An 18,829-nucleotide genomic window follows, 5' to 3' on the forward strand; every position below is an offset into this window, starting at 1 on the left:
GTCTGGGAGGATCAGCGTCATGACGGGCGGCAGCGAGCGGACCTTCGAGCGGATCGACTCCCGCACGATCTACCGGGGCCGGATCGTGCACCTCGTCGAGGATCGCTTCCGCTACGGGGACGGCGGCGAGGCCGACCGGGAGATCATCCGGACGACCGGTGCCGTCGGGGTGCTCGTGCACGACGGCACCGACCTCCTGCTCACGCGCCAGCCGCGCGAGGCGATCGGCGAGCCCGACAGCCTCGAGATCCCGGCCGGACGGCTCGACAAGCCGGGCGAGGACCCGATCGACTGCGGCCGGCGCGAGCTCACCGAGGAGATCGGCTTCGCCGCGCAGCAGTGGGCGCCGATCGCCGTCTACCGGCCCTCCGTGGGCATCCTCGACGAGGAGGTCCACCTCTACGCCGCCTGGGACCTGCGTGCCGACCGGCAGGACAGCGGGGAGGACGAGCGGATCGAGGTCGTCCGGTGGCCGATCGAGGACCTCGACGGGGCGATCGCCGCCACCCAGGACGGCAAGACGCTCGTCGCGCTGCTCTGGGCGAAGGCCAACGGCCTGCCCGGCCGCGCCTGACGGCGACGTCCGGCGGCCGACCGCCGCTCCCGGGCGGACGGGGTACCAGACGGACGGGCCGCCGCTCCCGCGCCGCCGGGCCACCGAACGGCCGGGCCGCCGCCCCCTCGCCGCCGGGCCGCCGGGCCGCTGCGCCGGAGCGCGTGGCGCACTCGCGCTTGCACCGTGCAGGGACCGGGGTGCCGGCGGGCAACGAGGCGGTCGTCCATGCAGCCCGTCGCCGCACCAGCCGACCAGCGCTCGCTCGAGGCCCTCGTCCTCGACTTCCTCGCGTACCTCGAGTTCGAACGGGGGCTGTCGCGCAACACGCTCGACGCCTATCGCTCCGACCTCCAGCAGTACGGGGCGTTCCTCGATCGCCGCGACGTCGGCGTGCTCGCCGCGACCGGTGAGGACATCACGGCGTTCCTCGACGGCCTCGCCGCGGGTGGCACGAACCCGGACGGCACCGCCCGCCGACCGGCGGCCGCCGCGACGATCCAGCGCAAGGCGGCGTGCCTGCGGAGCTTCTACCGGCACGTCCGCCGCGAGGGCCTGCTCGAGGCCGACCCGACCGCCGACGTGCGCGGCCCGCGCAAGCGCGAGCAGCTGCCGAAGGTCCTCACGCGCGCCGAGGTCGCGAAGCTCCTCGCGATGCCCACCGCCGAGCTCGAGCACGGCGACGCGTCGCTGCTGCCCGGGGCGTCCGTGGCGATCGCGCTGCGCGACCGCGCCATCCTCGAGCTCATGTACGCCTGCGGCCTGCGGGCCAGCGAGGCGACGGGCCTCGACGTCGGCGACGTCGACCTCGAGGAGGGCCTCCTGCGCACGCACGGCAAGGGAGGCAAGGAGCGGCTCGTCCCCGTCGGGCGGCGGGCCGTCGACGCCGTGACGCGGTACCTCCGCGACGTGCGCGGCGACCTCGTCGGCGGCGGCAGCGAGCGCGCGCTGTTCGTCAACGCCCGCGGCGGCCGCCTGAGCCGGCAGGGGCTCTACAAGATCGTGCAGCGCCACGCGCGCAGCGCGGGGCTCGAGGGCCGCATGAGCCCCCACACGCTGCGCCACAGCTTCGCGACGCACCTGCTCGCGGGCGGCTGCGACCTGCGGACCCTCCAGGAGATGCTCGGCCACGCCGACATCGCCACGACGCAGATGTACACGCACCTCTCCGCCCAGCGGCTGCAGGACGTGTATCGGGACGCCCACCCTCGCGCCAAGCGCGCCTGAGCGCGTGGCCGGCGCGAGCCGGTCGGGCGCGGGTGGGCGGGACGGCCCACCCTCGCGCCAAGCGCGCCTGAGCGCGTGGCCGGCGCGAGCCGGTCGGGCGCGGGTGGGCGGGACGGCCCACCCTCGCGCCAAGCGCGCCTGAGCACGTGGCCGGCGCGAGCCGGTCGGGCGCGGGTGGGCGGGACGCCCCACCCTCGCGCCAAGCGCGCCTGAGCACGTGGCCGGGCCCGCGACATCGCCACGGGTGATCCGCGAGAATCGCCGCGTGGTCGCCAGCGCTCGTCGTCTGCCGGTGCCGCCCGGGCCGCTCGTGGCCGGGGGAGTCGTGGTGCTCCTCGCCGGTCTCGCGGCGGCGGGCGCCGGCCGTGGCCCCTCGGCGCCCCAGACCCTCGACCGGCCCACCGCGCCCCGCGCCTTCAGCGAGCGCAACGTCGGCTTCGGGACGCTCGTGCGGCTGCCCGAGGGCCCGTGGGTCTCGCGCTACGCCGGCGAGCGCGACACGCGGCCGTTCCGCGCCTCGGTCTCCAGCGGGCCGGCGGTGGCGACGATCTGGATCTACGCCCGCGGCCGCCGCGGCCCGCGGACGACGGCCCAGCTGCGCCAGGCCCGCAAGCGGCTCGTCGCGGCCGCGAGGACGCGCGACGCGTCGTTCCGCGTGCTCGCGTCGGGCGTCCGGCGCTACGACCGGCTCCCGGCGATCGAGCTGCGCGGCACCGAGACGATCCTCGGGCGCCCGCGGACGGTCCGCTCGGTCCACCTCTTCGTCGGCGGGCGCGAGATCGTCGTGGACGCGTACGCACCGGCCGAGGACTTCAAGGCCGCCGACGTCGCCGTCTTCCGGCCGCTCCTGCAGTCGCTGCGGATCGCGCCGGACTGGCGGCGCCTCCGTGCGCTGGACCGCTCCGCGGCGGCGTGAGCCGGCGCGCCTTCGTCGTCGTCCTCGACGCGTGCGGCGTGGGGGCCGCCGCGGACGCCGCGCAGTACGGCGACGAGGGCACCCACACGCTCCGTCACGTCGGGGCGGCCGAGGGAGGGCTCCGACTGCCGACGCTCGAGGCCCTCGGCCTCGGCGACATCACGCCGTTGCCGGGCGTCGCGCCGGCCGGTGCGCCGGTGGTCCACGGCGCGCTCGCGCCGATCGGCCCGGGCAAGGACTCGATCGTCGGCCACTGGGGGCTCATGGGGGTCGCCGCGCCCGGCCCGCTGCCCTCGTGGCCCGACGGCGTGCCCGACGAGGACCGCGACCGCTGGGGCGCGGCGCTGGGCACCGGCCTGATCGGGGGCCGGCGCAGCGACGGCCTCGCCGCCCTGGAGCGCTGGGGCGCCGAGCACCTCGCCACCGGCCGGCCGATCCTCTACAGCTCGACCGACTCGGTGCTGCAGCTCGCGGCACACGTCGATCGCTGGCCGGAGGCGGCGCTGCACGACCTCTGCCGGGCGCTGCACGACCTGCTGGGCGCCGGCGCGCCGGCGCGCGTCATCGCGCGGCCGTTCCGCGGACGGCCGGGCGCCTTCGAGCGGACGGACGGGCGTCACGACGTCGCGATGCCGCCACCGGGGCCCTCGTACCTCGACGCGCTGCGCGATCGCGGCGTGCCCGTCCACGGCGTCGGGAAGGTCGCGGACGTCTTCGCCGGTCGCGGCTTCGACGTCGCGCATCCGGCGCCGACGAACGCGCGCGGCCTGGCGGAGACCGGGCGCCTCGTCGAGGAGCTTGCGGCGGGGCTGGCGTTCGTGAACCTCGTCGAGACCGACCAGCGCTACGGCCATCGACAGGACACGGCCGGCTTCCACGCCGCGCTGCGCGAGATCGACGCCGCGGTCGCGGACTGGCTGCCCCGGCTGGGCGCCGAGGACCTGCTCGTCCTCACCGCCGACCACGGCGTCGACCCCCGGACGGAGCACCGCGACCACACGCGCGAGCTCGTGCCGCTGCTGGCGCGGTTCGTCGGACCGGGCGGGGCCCCGGCCCGGGGACGTCACGACGGCGTGCTGGCCGACGTCGGCGCGTCCGTCCTGCGGTGGCTCACCGGCGAGACCGAGCCCGGGCTGCCCGGCACGCCGTTCGCCTGACGGCCGACGGACGCCGAGCGGGCCTCGCAGGGCGGCGCCGGCCCGCGCCCGTCAAGCTGGAGGCGATGCCGGAGCTGCCCGAGGTCGAGACGATCCGCCGTCAGCTCGCGCCGCTCGTCGTCGGCCGGCGGATCACGAGCGCGGAGATCCTCGACCCGCGGTGGTGCGTCCCGCAGTCGGTGGAGGAGGTCGAGGCGGCGCTCGTGGAGCGACGCTTCCGGGCGCTGGACCGGCGCGGCAAGCATCTCCTCTGGCGCCTGGAGGACGCCGGCGGTCCCGCGGGGACGGTCGTCGTGCACCTGCGGATGACCGGCGTCCTGCTCGTCCACGCGCTGGACGACCCCGAGCAGCCGCCGTACGAGCGCGTCGCGCTGACCCTCGACGACGGTCGCGTCGTGCGCTTCTGCGACCCGCGGCGCTTCGGGACCGGCCGGTGGTTCGCACGGGACGCGGACGCCGACGCGTGGATCGACGCGCGGCTGGGTCCCGAGCCGCTCGAGGACGGCTTCGACGGGCGCGTCCTGCACGCCGGCCTCCGCGGGCGGCGCGCCGCGATCAAGGGGCTGCTGCTCGACCAGCGGATCGTGGCCGGCGTCGGGAACATCTACGCCGACGAGGCCCTCTTCCACGCCCGCGTGCATCCGCTGCGGGCCGGTGGCGCGCTCACCGCGCGCCAGTGCGACGCGCTGGCCGACGGGATCCGCCGCGCCCTGCGCGACGGCATCGCAGCGGGCGGGGCGACGATCGACGACTTCCGGCACGTCGACGGCGTCACCGGGTGGTTCCAGCACGAGTTCCAGGTGCACCGGCGCGCCGGGCTGCCCTGCCCGTCGTGCGGGACGCCGGTGGTGAAGCGCGTCGTGGCGCAGCGGGCGACGTACAGCTGCGACGTCTGCCAGCCGCGGCCGCGCGGGGTCGCGCGACGCCGGCCCTGAGCCGGCGCCCGCAGAGGCGCTCAGGCGCCGACGAGCTCCTGGAGCTTGCCGGAGCGATCCGCGGCGGCCAGCTCGTCGAAGCCGCCGACGACCGTCTCGCCGACGAGGATCTGGGGGAACGTCATCATCCCGGTCCGCTTCGAGAGCTCGATGCGGGTCTCGGGATCGCGACCGAGGTTGATCTCCTCGTACTCCAGGCCGCGGGACTGCAGCAGCGACTTCGCCCGCGAGCAGTAGGGGCAGGCGTTCGTCGTGTAGACGGTGATCGGTGCGGAGGCGGACATGACTTCACAAAGTATAGTGGGTCGGGAATGGACGCCCGGAGGCTGAGCGTGGAGGCCGTGGTGCTGCGGTCGATGCGCTACGGCGAGGCGGACCGGATCCTCCACGCCGTCACGCCCGAGCACGGGCGGGTCAGCGCGATCGCGAAGGGCGCCCGACGCCCGCGCAGCAAGCTCGGCGGCCGCCTCGAGCCGCTCAGCGCGGTCCGTCTCGAGCTCCAGCGCGGGCGCGGGGACCTCATGACGGTCGTGGGCGCCGACACCCTCGTGGTGCACCACCGGATCCTCACGGCCCACGCGGCCCTGGAGACGGCGCAGCGGGCCGCGCTCGTCGTCGATCGGGTGTGCGTGCCCGACGAGCCCGCCGAGCGGGTCCACGGCCTGCTCCGCACGCTGCTCGCGCTGCTCGACGAGGCGCCCGACCGGGGCGGCGAGGGCATGGCGCTCGCGTTCGAGCTGAAGCTCCTCTACGCGCTGGGGCTGCAGCCGGTGCTCACCACGTGCGCCGCCTGCGGGCGGCCCGACGGCCTGGCCGGCTTCGACCCCGTCGCCGGAGGCGTCGTCTGCTCGGCGTGCCGCCGGGGCGCACCGCCGATCGGCGCGGCGGCCGTGGGGTTCATGCTCGAGGCGCTCGGCCGGCCGCTCGCCGAGGCGCCGGCGCTCGAGCGTCCCGCGGCGGGCGAGGTCGAGCGGGCGCTCACCGGCCTGGCCGCCGAGCACCTCGGCGTCGACCTGCGGCGTCGCGGCTGAGCGCGCGACCGTCCCGCCGCGGACGACCGCCCTCGCCGACGCCCCCGGACGCCGCCCGGGCGGTCCGCGGCCGGGGGTAGCATGGCGCGCCTGATGGCAGCCACCACCTGGGTCCAGGACTTCGCCGACGGCCGCCGCGAGCAGCGGGAGCTGCTGGGCGGCAAGGGCGCGAACGTCGCGGAGATGACGCGGATCCTCGGGGCCGACAAGGTCCCGGCCGGCTTCACCATCACGACGGAGGCCTGCGTCGCGTACATGCGCGGCGAGCGCACGCTGCCCGACGGCCTCGAGGAGCAGGTGGCCGCCGCCCTCGCGCGGCTGGAGGAGCGCGCCGGCCGGCGACTCGGCGACCCGCAGGACCCGCTGCTCGTGTCGGTGCGCTCGGGCGCCCGCGAATCGATGCCGGGGATGCTCGACACCGTCCTGAACCTCGGGCTGACCGACGCGTCGGTCGAGGGCCTCGCGGCGCGCACGTCCAACCCCCGCTTCGCGTGGGACTCCTACCGGCGCTTCGTGCAGATGTACGGCAACGTCGTGAAGGGCGTGCCGGGCGAGGCGATCGAGGAGGAGATCGCCCGCCTGAAGCGCGAGCAGGGCGTCGTCCTGGACACCGAGCTCGACGTCGCGGCGCTGCAGGAGCTCGTCACGCGCTTCAAGGGCCTCTACGAGCGCACGACCGGCGAGGCGTTCCCGCAGGATCCGCAGGAGCAGCTCGCCGGGGCGATCCGCGCCGTGTTCGACTCGTGGACCGGCGATCGCGCGGTCCAGTACCGCCGGATCAACCGCATCCCCGACGACTGGGGCACGGCGGTGAACGTCCAGCAGATGGTGTTCGGCAACAAGGGCGACACCTCGTGCTCGGGCGTCGCGTTCAGCCGCGACGAGGTGACCGGCGAGCCGGAGCCGTCGGGCGACTTCCTCGTCAACGCGCAGGGCGAGGACGTCGTCTCGGGCGTGCGCAACACGCAGGACCTCGCGGCGATGGCGCAGGTCATGCCCGACGCCCACGACGAGCTGCTGGAGATCCTGCGCACCCTCGAGCGCCACTACGGCGACATGCAGGACACGGAGTTCACCGTCGAGGAGGGGCGCCTGTACATGCTGCAGACGCGCAACGCCAAGCGCCCGGCCCAGGCCGCGGTGCGGTTCGCCGTCGACGCGGTCGACGAGGGCCTGCTCGACCGCTCCCAGGCGCTGCTGACGCTCGACGCCGAGGGGCTCGAGACGCTGCTGCACCCGACCTTCGACCGCTCCGCCGACTACCGGGTCCTCGGGATCGGGGTCAACGCGTCGCCCGGCGCGGCGAAGGGCGCGGCGGTCTTCACCGCGGAGGAGGCCGTCGCGGCCGCCGCGCGGGGGGAGAAGGTCATCCTCGTGCGGCCGTTCACCGAGGCCGACGACGTCGCCGGCTTCCACGCCGCGCAGGGCATCCTGACGAGCGAGGGCGGCAAGGCCAGCCACGCGGCGCTCGTGGCCCGCGGCATGGGCAAGCCGTGCGTCTGCGGCGCCACGGACCTGCAGGTCGACCTCCCCGGGCACGTCGCCCGGATCGGCGACGTCCTCATCCGGGAGGGCGACCTCGTCGCGATCAACGGCACGACGGGCGAGATCACGACGGACGACGTGCCGCTCGTGGAGCCCTCGCAGGACCCGGCGATGGCCGGCGTGCTGGAGCGCTTCGAGACGGTGCTCGGCTGGGCGGACGAGCTGCGCGTCCTCGGCGTGCGCACGAACGCCGACACGCCCGAGGACGCCGCGAAGGCCCGCGAGCTCGGCGCCGAGGGCATCGGCCTCTGCCGCACCGAGCACATGTTCATGGAGGCCGACCGCCAGCCGAAGATGCGGCGGATGATCATGGCCGGCGACGAGGCCGAGCGGCGCGCCGCGCTCGAGGAGCTGCGACCGCTGCAGCAGGCCGACTTCGAGGGGCTGTTCGAGGCCATGACCGGGCAGCCCGTGACGATCCGGCTGCTCGACCCGCCGCTGCACGAGTTCCTCCCGAAGAAGGAGGAGGTCGGCGAGGAGCTCCACGAGGCCTACGCCGCGAAGCGCTACCACCGCGTCGGCGTCCTGGCCGACGTGCTGGAGCGGATCGAGACGCTCTCGGAGGCCAACCCGATGCTCGGCACCCGGGGCGTGCGGCTCGGGCTGCTCTACCCGGAGATCTTCGAGATGCAGGCCGAGGCGATCTTCGCCGCCGCCGTCGCCGTCCGGTCGCGGACGGGCAGCGCCCCGAAGCTCGAGGTGATGATCCCGCTGGTCGGCTACGAGCGCGAGCTCGAGCTCATGCGCGGCTTCGTCGTCGCGGTCGCCGACCGCCACGGCCTGACGATCGGCGAGGACTACCTCGTCGGGACGATGATCGAGCTGCCGCGGGCGTGCTTCCTCGCCGACTCGATCGCCGATCACGCCGACTTCTTCAGCTTCGGCACGAACGACCTGACGCAGACCGGCCTGGGCTTCAGCCGCGACGACATCGAGGGCAAGATCCTCGCGCGCTACATCGAGTTCAAGGTCCTCGACCGGTCGCCGTTCGAGACGATCGACACGCCCGGGGTCGGCCAGATGCTGCGGATGGGCGCCTGGCTCGGACGCAAGACGAAGCAGGACCTGAAGCTCGGCGTCTGCGGCGAGCACGGCGGTGACCCGGACTCGATCGCGTTCTTCCACGACTCCGGGATCGACTACGTCTCCTGCTCGCCCTTCCGCGTGCCGATCGCCCGCGTCGCCGCCGCGCAGGCGGCCATTCGCATCCCGCTCGGCGAGCGCGCCGGTCGCGCGACGGACTGAGCCGATCCGATCCCCGGCCCGCGCCGGATCCGCGCGATCGCGCCTCGGGTGCGGGCCGGGCGCGGATCCGTGCGGGACTGGTGCGACAATCGCCGCGTGGCCCCGGCGATCACGGCACTCGGCGACCCGCACGCCCGTCGGCGGGCGTTCGAGGAGGACTTCCTGCAGCCCGCGGCGGCCCGCACGTGGCCGCCCCGCCGGGCCGTCGAGGAGCCGGAGTGCCCCCTGCGCACGCCGCTGCAGCGCGACCGCGACCGGATCGTCCACAGCAAGGCGTTCCGGCGGCTGAAGCACAAGACGCAGGTGTTCCTCGCGCCCGAGGGCGACCACTACCGGACGCGGCTGACCCACACCCTCGAGGTCACCGGCATCGCGCGCACCGTCGCGCGCGCCCTCGAGCTCAACGAGGACCTCGTCGAGGCGATCGCGCTCGGCCACGACCTCGGTCACGCGCCCTTCGGCCACGTCGGCGAGGAGGCGCTGGACCGCCTCCTGCAGCCGCACGGACGCCACTTCCGCCACTGGGAGCACTCCGTCCGGATCGTCACGACGCTCGAGGATCCGCCGAGCGCGGTGCGCGAGGCGGGCGGGGCGGGCCTGAACCTGTGCGCCGACGTCCTGGACGGGATCGGGGGCCACTCCGGCCGCTCGCCGATCCCGCGCACGCTCGAGGGCCGGATCGTCCGGGTCGTGGACCGGATCGGGTACCTCAACCACGACATCGACGACGCGATCCGCGCGGGCGTGCTCCGCGAGCGCGACCTGCCCGCCGGGCCGATCGCCGTCCTCGGGGCGACCGCCTCGCGGCGCATCGACCATCTCGTCCAGGACCTCGTGCGGACCTCGCGCGAGGCCGGCGACATCCGCCAGGGCGAGGAGGCGGGCACGGCGATGGACGACCTGCGCACGTGGATGTTCGAGCACGTGTACCTCGCCGCGCCCGCCCAGGCGGAGCACCGCCGGGCGCAGGGCCTGATCGCGGCGCTCTTCGAGCACCACCTCGAGCGCGGAGGGCAGGAGGACGCACCGCTCCCGGAGCGCCTCCCGCTGGCCGGGGACGGATGGGACGCCTTCCACGTCCAGCAGGCCGTCGACGCGGGTGCCGACCCGCTGCAGCGGGCCACCGACTGGGTCGCCGGCATGACCGACCGCTACGCGCTGCGCGCGTTCACCGAGCTCGTCGTGCCGCGCGTGCACGCCCGCTGACCGGCCCGGGACGCTGCCGGTGGCGCGCTACGCGAAGGAGGACATCGACCGCATCCGCGACGCGGTCGACTTCGTGGCGCTCGTCGAGGGACGCACGGAGCTGCGGCGGTCCGGCGTCGGCCGGATGGTCGGGCTCTGCCCGTTCCACGACGAGCGCACGCCGTCCTTCTCGGTGAACGTCGAGGACAAGCTCTTCCACTGCTTCGGCTGCGGCGAGGGCGGCGACCTCTTCCGCTTCGTCGAGCTGACGGAGAACGTCGACTTCCCGGAGGCCGTCGAGCTGCTCGCCGACCGGGCGGGGATCCAGCTCCGGACGGAGGACGAGGATCCCCAGGCCGCCGCTCGCCGCAAGCAGGAGGCGCGGCTGCTGGAGCTCCTGGACCGCACCTGCCGCTACTACGAGCGCCAGCTCTGGTCGGCGGCCGAGGCGGGCGGCGCGCGCGCCGAGCTGCAGCGCCGGGGCCTCGATCCCGAGCTCCTGCGCGAGTTCCGGGTCGGCTACGCGCCGAGCGCGTTCGAGCGGGTGCTGACGGCCTCGCGGCACGCGGGCTACCGGCCCGAGGAGCTCCTCGCCGCCGGGCTCGTGCAACGCAGCCGCGACCGCCGCGACCGCGTCTACGACCGGTTCCGCCGGCGGATCACGTTCCCGCTCGCGGACCGCCGCGGGCGGATCCTCGGCTTCGGGGCCCGCGCGCTGGGCGCCGACCAGAAGCCGAAGTACGTGAACTCGGCCGACGGCCCCGTCTACCACAAGGGCCAGCACCTGTTCGCGGCCCACCTGGCGCGCAAGCACGCCGCGCGCGTGGGGGAGGTCATCCTCTGCGAGGGCTACACCGACGTCATCGCCCTGCATCAGGCCGGACGGCGCAACGCGGTCGGGCTCATGGGCACGGCCCTGACGCCCGACCAGGTCGGCGAGCTGCGGCGGATGGCCTCGGTCCTCGTCCTCGCGCTCGACGCGGACGCGGCCGGGCGCAAGGCGATGCTGAAGGCCGCCGACCTGGCCGCCGGCAGCGGCCTGGAGCTCCAGGTGGCGATGCTGCCCGACGGGATGGACCCGGCGGACATGCTCGTCAAGCGCGGGGCGGCCGCGCTGGACCAGGCGTTCGGCCGCACGATCTCGATCGGGCGCTTCCGGGTCGGGCAGGCGCTCGAGGAGGCGGACCTCCAGACGGCGGAGGGGAAGGACCGCGCGATCGCCGACCTGCGACCGATCTTCGCGACGATCGATCCCGGCGTCCTGCGGATGGAGCTCGTCCAGGACGTCGCGCGCCGCCTGCGCCTGGACCCGACGGTCCTCGGACCGCTGCTCGACGGCCCCGGCGGCCCACCGGCGCGCCGTGCGCCGGACCCCGTCGGGTCGTCCCCGGGCGGCGCGGGCGCGTCGCGCGCGGCCCCGGGGAGCGCCGCGCCGCGCGGCGGGGGGCCGGCCGCCAGCGCCCCAGGTTGTCCCGCCGGCGCGTGGGAGCCGGCCCTGCCCCCGGCACCGTCCGCCTCCACCGGCACCGAGGACCCCGCGGAGGCGGAGCTGCGATTCCTCGCGTCCTGCCGGGCGGCGGGGACCGAGGCGGCGTCGCTGTTGGGCGACGACCGGCTCGCCGAGCTCTTCGCGCACGAGCCCCACCGGCAGGCGGCCGCTGCCCTGCGCGAGTGGCTGCGGGCCGGGACGCCCCCGGCGACGGACGATCCGCTGATGGCGGGGGTCCTGCGACGGCTCGTCGCGCTCGCCCAGCAGGTCGAGCACCCGTCGGTGGCCCGCGCCGAGCTGGACGGGCTGCAGCTCGAGTTCGCGGCCGTGTCCCGGCGCCTGCCGCGCGCCGGGGCGGAGTCCCCGGCGCTGCAGGTCCGCCGCCAGGCGCTGCGCGTGCGGATCGAGGAGCTCGTCGCCACGCTCGCCCGCTCGGCCCGCAAGGGCTAGCGCCTCGCACGGTCGGCCGAGCGCCCGACGCCGCACGGGACCGGGGTGGCGCGGCGCGCGCGACGCAGCGGCGCCGCCCGGCGCTGGTCGCGGTGGGAACGGGTCAGGCGGCGGCGTCGGAGGAGGCCGGGGCGGGGGAGCCCCGACGCAGGCCGACGACGCCCCAGGCGACGAGGCTCGTCGAGGCCAGGAGCGCGAGGATCAGGCCCCAGCCGACCCGCACGTCGAAGAGGCCGCCGCCCACGCCGCTGACGTCGACCGTGTCGATGATGGTGATCGCCAGCGAGACGACGGCGAGGCCGAGCGCGATCCGCGGGAACCGCCGCGCGACGATCATCCCGCCGACGAGGAGCGCGATCACGAGCGTGATGACGCCGTCGCCGTCGAGTCCGTTCTTCGTGAAGGGTCCGGCCGTGGCCCACGGCGTGACGCTGCCGAGCAGGAGGAGCGCCGACGAGGCGAGGCCCCACTGCGCGCGGCGGTCGGAGAGGATCGATGGTCCGTCGTTGCCCATGACGGACCACGGTCGCACCGGGTCGCCCGGGCGGCATCGGGGACCTCCCCAGCGTCGAGGCTCGCGCGGGCGGTCGCGGCGGATCGGCCCCGGAACGAGCGAACCGCCCGTGGAGGGCGGTTCAGGCTCCGGGGGTGGGACTCGAACCCACAACCCTTCGATTAACAGTCGAATGCTCTGCCATTGAGCTACCCCGGAACGCGGAGCGCATGGTACGGGATCGCGACGACGCCCGGCGTGCGGTGGGCGGATGATCGAGAGCCCTGCCGCGCGGCGGTGGGCGCCTTGCTCAGCGGCCGGCGGCGGCGAGCTCCTCGACGAGCTCGCTGGCCCGGCGCTCGGGGTCCTCCGCCGCGATCCAGGCGGCGATCTCGCGTGCCCGCTCGGCGAAGCCCGGAACCCGCAGCACGCGGTCCACGGCGGCGCGCAGGACGCGTCGGCCGACGAGCCGCTGGGGGATCCGCAGCCCGGCGCCCGACCAGTCCAGGCGCGCGGCGTTCTCGTGCATGTCGCCTCCGGCGGGCACGGCGATCACCGGCTTGCCGTAGCTCAGCGCCCGCACGAGCGTGCCGTGCCCGGCGTGGCAGACGACGACGTCGGCGAGCGGCATCGCCTGGCTGTAGGAGATCCACGGGACGAGCCGGGCGTTGGCGGGCGCCTCGATCCGGCCGAGCCGGGCCGTCGCCGCGGCGCTCGTCCGGTTCTCGGCGGCGAGCACCCGGACGGGGGCGTCGGCGAGCCCGGCGAGCGCGGCCCGCAGGAGCCGGCCGTCGGGGTCCTGCGAGGTCGACGGCGCGACGAGGACGAGCGGCCCGTCGCCCGTCGGCGCGGCGACCGGGTCGCTCGCGGTCTCCCAGACGAGCGGGCCGACGAGGTGCGTGGCCGGGAACGGCGCGCGCCGCGGGTAGTCGAGCTGGGGGACGCTCGCCACGAGCGCCAGCCGGCGGCTGATCCCTCCGTGGACGTGGTCCAGCGGCGGCAGCCCGACCCGGGCGCGCGTCTCGTTCAGCTCCCGCCGGCCGGCCTCCAGCGACCGGGCGACGAGGTGGTTGGGCGCGCGCCAGGCCAGGCGGCTGAGCCGTCCTCCGGGCTGCCCGCCCGACGAGTACGGCGGCCAGCCCGGCTCGCCCCGCGGGTCGACGTGGGGGATGAGGGTCGCCACCGGCACGCCGCACCGCTCGGCGGCGAGGGCGGGGCCGAGGGTCAGGATGTCGGCGACCGTCACGTGCGGATCGAGCTCCCGGACGAGCGGCACGGTGTCGGCCGCGGCGCGCGCGACGGCCTCGTAGGGCTTCAGCGGCTCCTGCCCGAGCTGCGGGAAGACCCGGTACTCGGGCGCCGGGGCGAAGCGCATGCCGGCGTCCTCGACGTCGGCGCGCCACCGCTCCCACGTCTGCACGCACACCTCGTGACCCCGGCGCGCGAGCGCGGCGCCGAGGGCCATGATCGGGAACGCGTGCCCCGGGTCGCCGAACGCGCCGAGCAGGATCCGACGGGGCACCGGCTCGGCGCCGGCGCGGTGCGGGTCCGGGATCAGATCGCGTCGCGGGCGGCCGCGAGCTCGCGCAGCTGCGCGATGCGGCCGTCCTTGGTCGGCGTGGTCGGCGTGACGATCAGCGTGTCGACGTCCGCTGCGGCGAACGCGCGCAGCCGCTCCGTGACGTGCTCGCGGGTGCCGAAGAGCGACACGGCGTCGATGAGCTCCGGCGGGACGGCCCCCATCGCCTCGAGCTTCTTGCCGTCGAGGAAGAGGTCCTGGATCTCCTTCGCCGCGTCGCCGAAGCCGTAGCGCGTGACGGCGGCGTTGTAGAAGTTCTTCTCGCGCGAGCCCATGCCGCCGACGTAGAGCGCGATGAAGCCGCGCAGGATGCCCTCGGCGGCGCCGTCGGGGTCGGGGCCGATGTGGACGCTGAGCGACGGGCAGACGGCGACGTCCTCGCGCTTGCGGCCGGCCTGCTCGATGCCCTTCCAGAGCGGGGCGAGCGCGACGTCGGCGTGCTCGGGCGAGAACATCATCGGCAGCAGGCCGTCGGCGATCTCGCCGACGAGCTCCGTGTTCTTCGGGCCGATCGCGGCGATGTAGATCGGGATCCGCTCCTGGACCGGGCCGATCGTGAGCTTCAGCGCCTTGCCGGGACCGTCGGGCAGGGGGAGGTCGATGGTCTCGCCGTGGTACTCGAGCCGCTCCCGGCGCAGCGCCTGGCGCACGACGTCGACGTACTCGCGGGTCCGCAGCAGCTGCTTGCCGAACCGCTGGCCGTGCCAGCCCTCGGCGACCTGCGGCCCCGAGGTGCCCAGGCCGAGGACGAAGCGGCCCCCGGAGAGGTTGTCGAGCGTCGCGGCGGTCATCGCCGTCATCGCCGCCGACCGCGCCGGCATCTGGAAGATCGCCGAGCCGACCTTGATCGTCGAGGTCTGGGCCGCGATCCAGCCGAGGACCGTCGCGGCGTCCGAGCCGTAGGCCTCCGCCGCCCAGACGGACTCGAAGCCGAGGCGCTCGGCCTCCTGGACGATCTCGAGCTGGTCCTCGCTGGTGAGGCCGAGGCCCCAGTAGCCGAGCTGCACGCCGAGCTTCATCTGCAATCTCCCGTTCACCAGCAGGTGTGCGCTTGTCGTGGACGACGGGGGCCCCTACCTTGCGCGGAGCCGCCGTGCCCGTCGGGCACTCTACGTCAGCGCACCTGAGATGACCGCCCTCCGCCGCCCCTCCCGCTCCACCGCGATCGCCGAGCTGCGTCGCACGATCGACTGCCTGCCGTCGCACACGAAGCGCGCGATGCTCGAGGGCGTCCGCCGCGACACGATCATCGTCGGCGCCTACACCGACCGCGACGGGGGCGTCTGCCCGATGCTCGCCGCCCACCGCCGGGGCGGCCGCACGAGCTTCCTCGCGTTCGCGCGGACGTGGGACCGGTTCACGAACGCCCCGTCGCGCGGCTCGCGCAAGGCGACGGAGCGCGAGCTGCGGATCCTCGCCCACCACCTGGAGGCGAGCATCGAGGCCGCCGACGAGACGGCGGCCGACGTGTCGCTCTCCGCCGTCGTGGCGGAGCACCGCGCGCTGCGCCGGCGCAGCGCCCGGGTGGCCGACGGCGTTCCGTCGCTGGCCGACGCGATCGCCGAGCACCGGGCGTCCCAGGGCCGGACGGCGCTGGACCAGGAGCACGTCGTCGAGGAGCTCGAGCCGATCGAGGAGGAGCCGGTCCGCCTCGCCGAGCCCGTCGCTCGCAAGGCCCGGCGCCTGCCGGAGTGGCTGCGCCCGCTCGGCTCGATCGAGGACTACGAGCGCGCGCTGGCGCAGGTCGACCGGCAGCGCGTCCGCCTCGGCCTCGTCGGGGACACCGCCGGGCCCGCCCGCGAGCGCGAGACCGCGCCGTCCGCGCGCTGAGCGCGCCCGCCGCACCGACGGCGTCGTAGGATCCGGGCGTCGCGATCGCGACGCCCGATGCCCGGTCCGCTCCAGTTCCTCCAGTTCGCCCGCAGCGCCCAGAGCCGCCTCGCCCAGGCGCGCGAGCTCGAGCGCCGGTGGAGCGCCCTGGACGAGGACGAGCGGCGCGACGCCCAGGTCGAGCTCGACCGGCTGCGGGCCGCCGGTGTCGCCGTGCGCGAGCGGATCACCGCCGGGCCGACCGGCTTCGCGCGCGAGATGCGCGCCGCCTACCACGGGGTGGAGGCCGAGCCCGTCCCCGAGCCGCCGTCCCTGCGGGAGCTCGCGCGCGAGCTCACGGGCGCCATGAGCGCGCTGACGGCGAAGCTGCGCGCCGCCGAGGAGCGGCGCGCGTCCTCGTCCGAGCGCCGCTGACCGGTCCGGCGAAGGGGACCGGTGGCATGGGCCGACCGGGACTCGAACCCGGATCGGACGGATTATGAGTCCGCGGCTCTCACCATTGAGCTACCGGCCCGTGCCGAAGGGCAAGGTAGCGGACGCCGCCACCGGGACCGAGGGAGGGGGCGGCGGGCGACCCGCTGCGAAACCCGGGAAGGAGATCGGGGAGCCACGAGGAACATCTCAGCGCCCATGAAGCGCACGGCCTCCTCCTCAACGACAGCACTCGCGCCGATCGTCGATCACCAGACGCTCACCGAGTACATCCAGTCGCGGTTCGACGAGTTCTCGCGCTCGCAGAAGGACGTGGCGCAGTACATCGTCGACCATCTCGACGAGGTGGCCTTCCAGACCGCCGAGGAGCTCGCCCGGCGCGCGAACACGTCCAGCTCGACGGTCGTCCGGTTCAGCCAGGCGCTCGGCTTCCACGGCTTCCCGGACCTCCAGGAGCAGGCGCGCGAGGAGTACCGCCGCCGCGTCGAGGCTCGCGGGACCGGCGCGACCGGCACCGAGCCGCTGTTCGGCCTGGACCAGAGCCCGGGCGAGGCGACGATCGCCGCCGATCACCAGGCCGTGGAGGAGACCGCCCGGCGGCTCTCCCGCAGCGTCCTGGACCAGGCGGTCGCCGAGATCGGCAAGGCCGACCGGGTGATCATCGTCGCCGCCGACCAGGTCGCGTACTTCGGCACCTACCTGCGCCACCTCCTGATGCTCCTCGGCATCCAGACGGACATCGTGGCCAGCCACGCCCAGGAGGCCCGGGCGCGCCTCGCGCGGCTCGACGAGAACGCCGTGCTCATCGGCATCACCGCCGGCCGGGCCCACCCGCTCGTCGTCCGCTCGCTGCAGCTGGCGCGCCACCGTCGCGCCCGCACGATCGCGATCACCGACGCGACGCTCTCCGACGCCGCGCAGCTCGCGCACCTGTCGCTCTTCTACTCCTCCAACAGCCCGGCGTTCGTGCGCTCGCACGTCGCGCTGCTGTCGCTGCTGCAGGCGCTCGCGCAGGGCGTCTACGCCAACGACGGCAGCCGCGCGGACCGGATCCGCGCGTACCGCCTGAAGTAGCGCCGCAGGACCTCGCCCGACGAGCCCCGCCCGGGGCTCGTCGGCGTTCCGCGGCGGGCGGTCCACCCGGCGTCCAGTGGCCCGGCGGCGGCCCGGTCCACGCCGGCGGCCGCCTCTAGACTCGGTCGCCTGATGCGTGACGAATCGACCCCGCGGGTGAAGACCGGCCTGGCGGAGATGCTCCGCGGCGGCGTGATCATGGACGTCGTCGACCCGGAGCAGGCGAAGATCGCCGAGCAGGCCGGCGCGTCGGCGGTGATGGCGCTCGAGCGGGTCCCGTCCGACATCCGCCGCGACGGCGGCGTGGCCCGGATGAGCGACCCGGAGATGATCCGGGGCATCCAGGAGGCCGTGAGCATCCCGGTGATGGCGAAGGCCCGGATCGGCCACTTCGTCGAGGCCCAGGTGCTGCAGGCGCTCGAGGTCGACTACATCGACGAGTCGGAGGTCCTGACGCCGGCCGACGAGGCGAACCACATCGACAAGTGGGCCTTCGACGTCCCGTTCGTCTGCGGCGCCACGAACCTCGGCGAGGCGCTGCGGCGGATCGGCGAGGGGGCGGCGATGATCCGCTCCAAGGGCGAGGCCGGCACCGGCGACGTCGTCGAGGCGGTGCGCCACATCCGCGGCATCCGCGGCGAGATCAAGCGCCTGGGCACCCTCGACGGCGGCGAGCTCATGACCGCCGCCAAGAACCTGCAGGCGCCGTTCGAGCTCGTGCAGTGGGTCGCCCGCGAGGGGCGCCTCCCGGTGCCGCTCTTCTCCGCCGGCGGCATCGCGACGCCCGCCGACGCGGCGCTCATGATGCAGCTCGGCGCGGAGTCGGTCTTCGTCGGGTCCGGGATCTTCAAGTCCTCGGACCCGGAGCGCCGCGCGCGGGCGGTCGTCGCCGCCACGACGCACTTCGAGGATCCCGCCCGGATCGCCGAGGTCTCGACGGGCCTCGGGCCGGCGATGCAGAGCCTGGAGGCCCGCAAGCTCGCCGAGGGCGAGCTGCTGGCCGGCCGCGGCTGGTGAGCCTCCCGGCGCCCGCCGAGCGCGCGTGGCCGGGGGCGGCGCTGCCGCCCCTGGCCACGCGCGCGCGCTCCGCTGCCGAGGACGAGGACGCGCCGCTGATCGGCGTGCTCGCCCTGCAGGGCGGCGTCGCCGAGCACGTCGCCGCGCTCGAGCGCTCCGGCGCCCGCACGCGGCTCGTGAAGGTCCCCGAGCAGCTCGACGGCCTCGACGGCCTCGTGCTGCCCGGCGGGGAGAGCACGACGATGACGCTCGGGATCGAGCGAGAGGGACTGGCGGAGCCGCTGCGCGGGTTCGTCGGCTCCGGGGCGCCGGTGCTGGCCACGTGCGCCGGCCTCATCCTGCTGGACCGCGCGCACCTCGACCTCCTGCCGCTGGACTGCGTCCGCAACGCGTTCGGGCGCCAGGTGCGGAGCTTCGAGGCGGACCTCGAGATCTCCGGCCTCGAGGGCGGGCCGCTGCGTGCGATCTTCATCCGCGCTCCGCAGGTGCGGCACGCCGACGACGCCGTGACGGTGACCGCCACGGTCGACGACGCGGTCGTCGGCGTCCGCCACGGCGCGGTCGAGGGCTACGCCTTCCACCCCGAGCTCACCGGCGACGACCGGCTCCACGCCGCGTTCGTCGCGCGCTGCCGCCGGGCCTGAGCCGCCGCGGCGGCCGTCCGGGGCGAT

The 18,829-nt window shown here is 75.5% G+C and carries 18 protein-coding genes and 2 tRNA genes; 14 read left to right on the top strand and 6 right to left on the bottom strand.

What is annotated here, in order from left to right; genetic code table 11:
• The first annotated feature begins 19 nt into the window (after positions 1 to 19).
• The 5 genes from SK069_RS00110 (at position 20) to mutM (ending at position 4,788) form a co-directional block, all read left to right on the top strand.
• Positions 20 to 574 (top strand): NUDIX hydrolase, encoded by a 555-nt coding sequence (locus tag SK069_RS00110; RefSeq protein ID WP_319952135.1) that lies wholly within the window; start codon positions 20 to 22, stop codon positions 572 to 574.
• 207 nt (positions 575 to 781) lie between these two features.
• Entirely contained in the window at positions 782 to 1,780 is a 999-nt protein-coding gene (locus tag SK069_RS00115) for a site-specific tyrosine recombinase (RefSeq protein ID WP_319952136.1), read from the top strand.
• A gap of 265 nt (positions 1,781 to 2,045) precedes the next feature.
• The gene (locus tag SK069_RS00120) at positions 2,046 to 2,696 is read left to right on the top strand and encodes a hypothetical protein (RefSeq protein ID WP_319952137.1); all 651 of its coding nucleotides are present in this window, start codon (positions 2,046 to 2,048) and stop codon (positions 2,694 to 2,696) included.
• Complete coding sequence (locus SK069_RS00125; RefSeq protein ID WP_319952138.1) at positions 2,693 to 3,853, top strand: phosphopentomutase; 1,161 nt, start codon at positions 2,693 to 2,695, stop codon at positions 3,851 to 3,853. The genes SK069_RS00120 and SK069_RS00125 overlap by 4 nt, the downstream gene beginning before the upstream one ends.
• Before the next feature lie 65 nt (positions 3,854 to 3,918).
• A complete protein-coding gene (mutM, locus tag SK069_RS00130; RefSeq protein ID WP_319952139.1) occupies positions 3,919 to 4,788 on the top strand; it encodes a bifunctional DNA-formamidopyrimidine glycosylase/DNA-(apurinic or apyrimidinic site) lyase in 870 nt (289 codons plus the stop codon).
• Positions 4,789 to 4,808: 20 nt separating this feature from the next.
• Here the strand turns inward: mutM and grxC are convergent, their stop codons facing one another.
• Positions 4,809 to 5,072, bottom strand: a complete 264-nt coding sequence (grxC, locus tag SK069_RS00135; RefSeq protein ID WP_319952140.1) for a glutaredoxin 3 — start codon at positions 5,070 to 5,072, stop codon at positions 4,809 to 4,811.
• Between the two features lie 27 nt (positions 5,073 to 5,099).
• On the opposite strand from grxC, the gene recO reads away from it, so the two are divergent.
• The 4 genes from recO to dnaG all read left to right on the top strand — a co-directional run bounded on the left by recO (position 5,100) and on the right by dnaG (position 11,733).
• Positions 5,100 to 5,819, top strand: coding sequence for a DNA repair protein RecO (gene recO, locus SK069_RS00140; RefSeq protein ID WP_319952141.1), 720 nt, complete (start codon positions 5,100 to 5,102; stop codon positions 5,817 to 5,819).
• 93 nt (positions 5,820 to 5,912) lie between these two features.
• Entirely contained in the window at positions 5,913 to 8,609 is a 2,697-nt protein-coding gene (gene ppdK, locus SK069_RS00145; protein ID WP_319952142.1) for a pyruvate, phosphate dikinase, read from the top strand.
• A gap of 96 nt (positions 8,610 to 8,705) precedes the next feature.
• Positions 8,706 to 9,815, top strand: a complete 1,110-nt coding sequence (locus SK069_RS00150) for a deoxyguanosinetriphosphate triphosphohydrolase (RefSeq protein ID WP_319952143.1) — start codon at positions 8,706 to 8,708, stop codon at positions 9,813 to 9,815.
• A gap of 19 nt (positions 9,816 to 9,834) precedes the next feature.
• Positions 9,835 to 11,733, top strand: coding sequence for a DNA primase (dnaG, locus tag SK069_RS00155; protein ID WP_319952144.1), 1,899 nt, complete (start codon positions 9,835 to 9,837; stop codon positions 11,731 to 11,733).
• A 103-nt stretch (positions 11,734 to 11,836) separates the two neighbouring features.
• On the opposite strand, the gene SK069_RS00160 is transcribed toward dnaG, so the two are convergent.
• The 4 genes from SK069_RS00160 to SK069_RS00175 form a co-directional block, all read right to left on the bottom strand.
• A complete protein-coding gene (locus SK069_RS00160) occupies positions 11,837 to 12,247 on the bottom strand; it encodes a hypothetical protein (RefSeq protein ID WP_319952145.1) in 411 nt (136 codons plus the stop codon).
• 126 nt (positions 12,248 to 12,373) lie between these two features.
• Positions 12,374 to 12,445 (bottom strand) — tRNA-Asn (locus SK069_RS00165).
• Positions 12,446 to 12,536: 91 nt separating this feature from the next.
• Positions 12,537 to 13,748 (bottom strand): glycosyltransferase, encoded by a 1,212-nt coding sequence (locus SK069_RS00170; RefSeq protein WP_319952146.1) that lies wholly within the window; start codon positions 13,746 to 13,748, stop codon positions 12,537 to 12,539.
• Positions 13,749 to 13,780: 32 nt separating this feature from the next.
• Complete coding sequence (locus tag SK069_RS00175; RefSeq protein WP_406628229.1) at positions 13,781 to 14,824, bottom strand: LLM class F420-dependent oxidoreductase; 1,044 nt, start codon at positions 14,822 to 14,824, stop codon at positions 13,781 to 13,783.
• Positions 14,825 to 14,933: 109 nt separating this feature from the next.
• Here SK069_RS00175 and SK069_RS00180 point away from each other — a divergent pair, with 109 nt between their 5' ends.
• A complete protein-coding gene (locus tag SK069_RS00180) occupies positions 14,934 to 15,635 on the top strand; it encodes a hypothetical protein (protein ID WP_319952148.1) in 702 nt (233 codons plus the stop codon).
• 57 nt (positions 15,636 to 15,692) lie between these two features.
• Positions 15,693 to 16,049 (top strand): hypothetical protein, encoded by a 357-nt coding sequence (locus SK069_RS00185; RefSeq protein WP_319952149.1) that lies wholly within the window; start codon positions 15,693 to 15,695, stop codon positions 16,047 to 16,049.
• A gap of 27 nt (positions 16,050 to 16,076) precedes the next feature.
• On the opposite strand, the gene SK069_RS00190 is transcribed toward SK069_RS00185, so the two are convergent.
• A tRNA-Ile gene (locus SK069_RS00190) sits at positions 16,077 to 16,149 on the bottom strand.
• Between the two features lie 116 nt (positions 16,150 to 16,265).
• Here SK069_RS00190 and SK069_RS00195 point away from each other — a divergent pair.
• From SK069_RS00195 to pdxT, 3 genes are all read left to right on the top strand, one after another.
• Complete coding sequence (locus SK069_RS00195; protein ID WP_319952150.1) at positions 16,266 to 17,141, top strand: MurR/RpiR family transcriptional regulator; 876 nt, start codon at positions 16,266 to 16,268, stop codon at positions 17,139 to 17,141.
• Positions 17,142 to 17,273: 132 nt separating this feature from the next.
• On the top strand, positions 17,274 to 18,158 hold the full coding sequence (pdxS, locus tag SK069_RS00200) for a pyridoxal 5'-phosphate synthase lyase subunit PdxS (RefSeq protein WP_319952151.1): 885 nt from the start codon (positions 17,274 to 17,276) through the stop codon (positions 18,156 to 18,158).
• 95 nt (positions 18,159 to 18,253) lie between these two features.
• Positions 18,254 to 18,802: a pyridoxal 5'-phosphate synthase glutaminase subunit PdxT gene (pdxT, locus tag SK069_RS00205; RefSeq protein WP_406628230.1), complete on the top strand. Its 549-nt coding sequence runs from the start codon at positions 18,254 to 18,256 to the stop codon at positions 18,800 to 18,802.
• Positions 18,803 to 18,829 lie beyond the last annotated feature (27 nt).

Origin of the sequence: Patulibacter brassicae (genome assembly GCF_033949425.1) — a bacterium.
In the GTDB taxonomy this organism is placed as follows: Bacteria; Actinomycetota; Thermoleophilia; order Solirubrobacterales; family Solirubrobacteraceae; genus Patulibacter; species Patulibacter brassicae.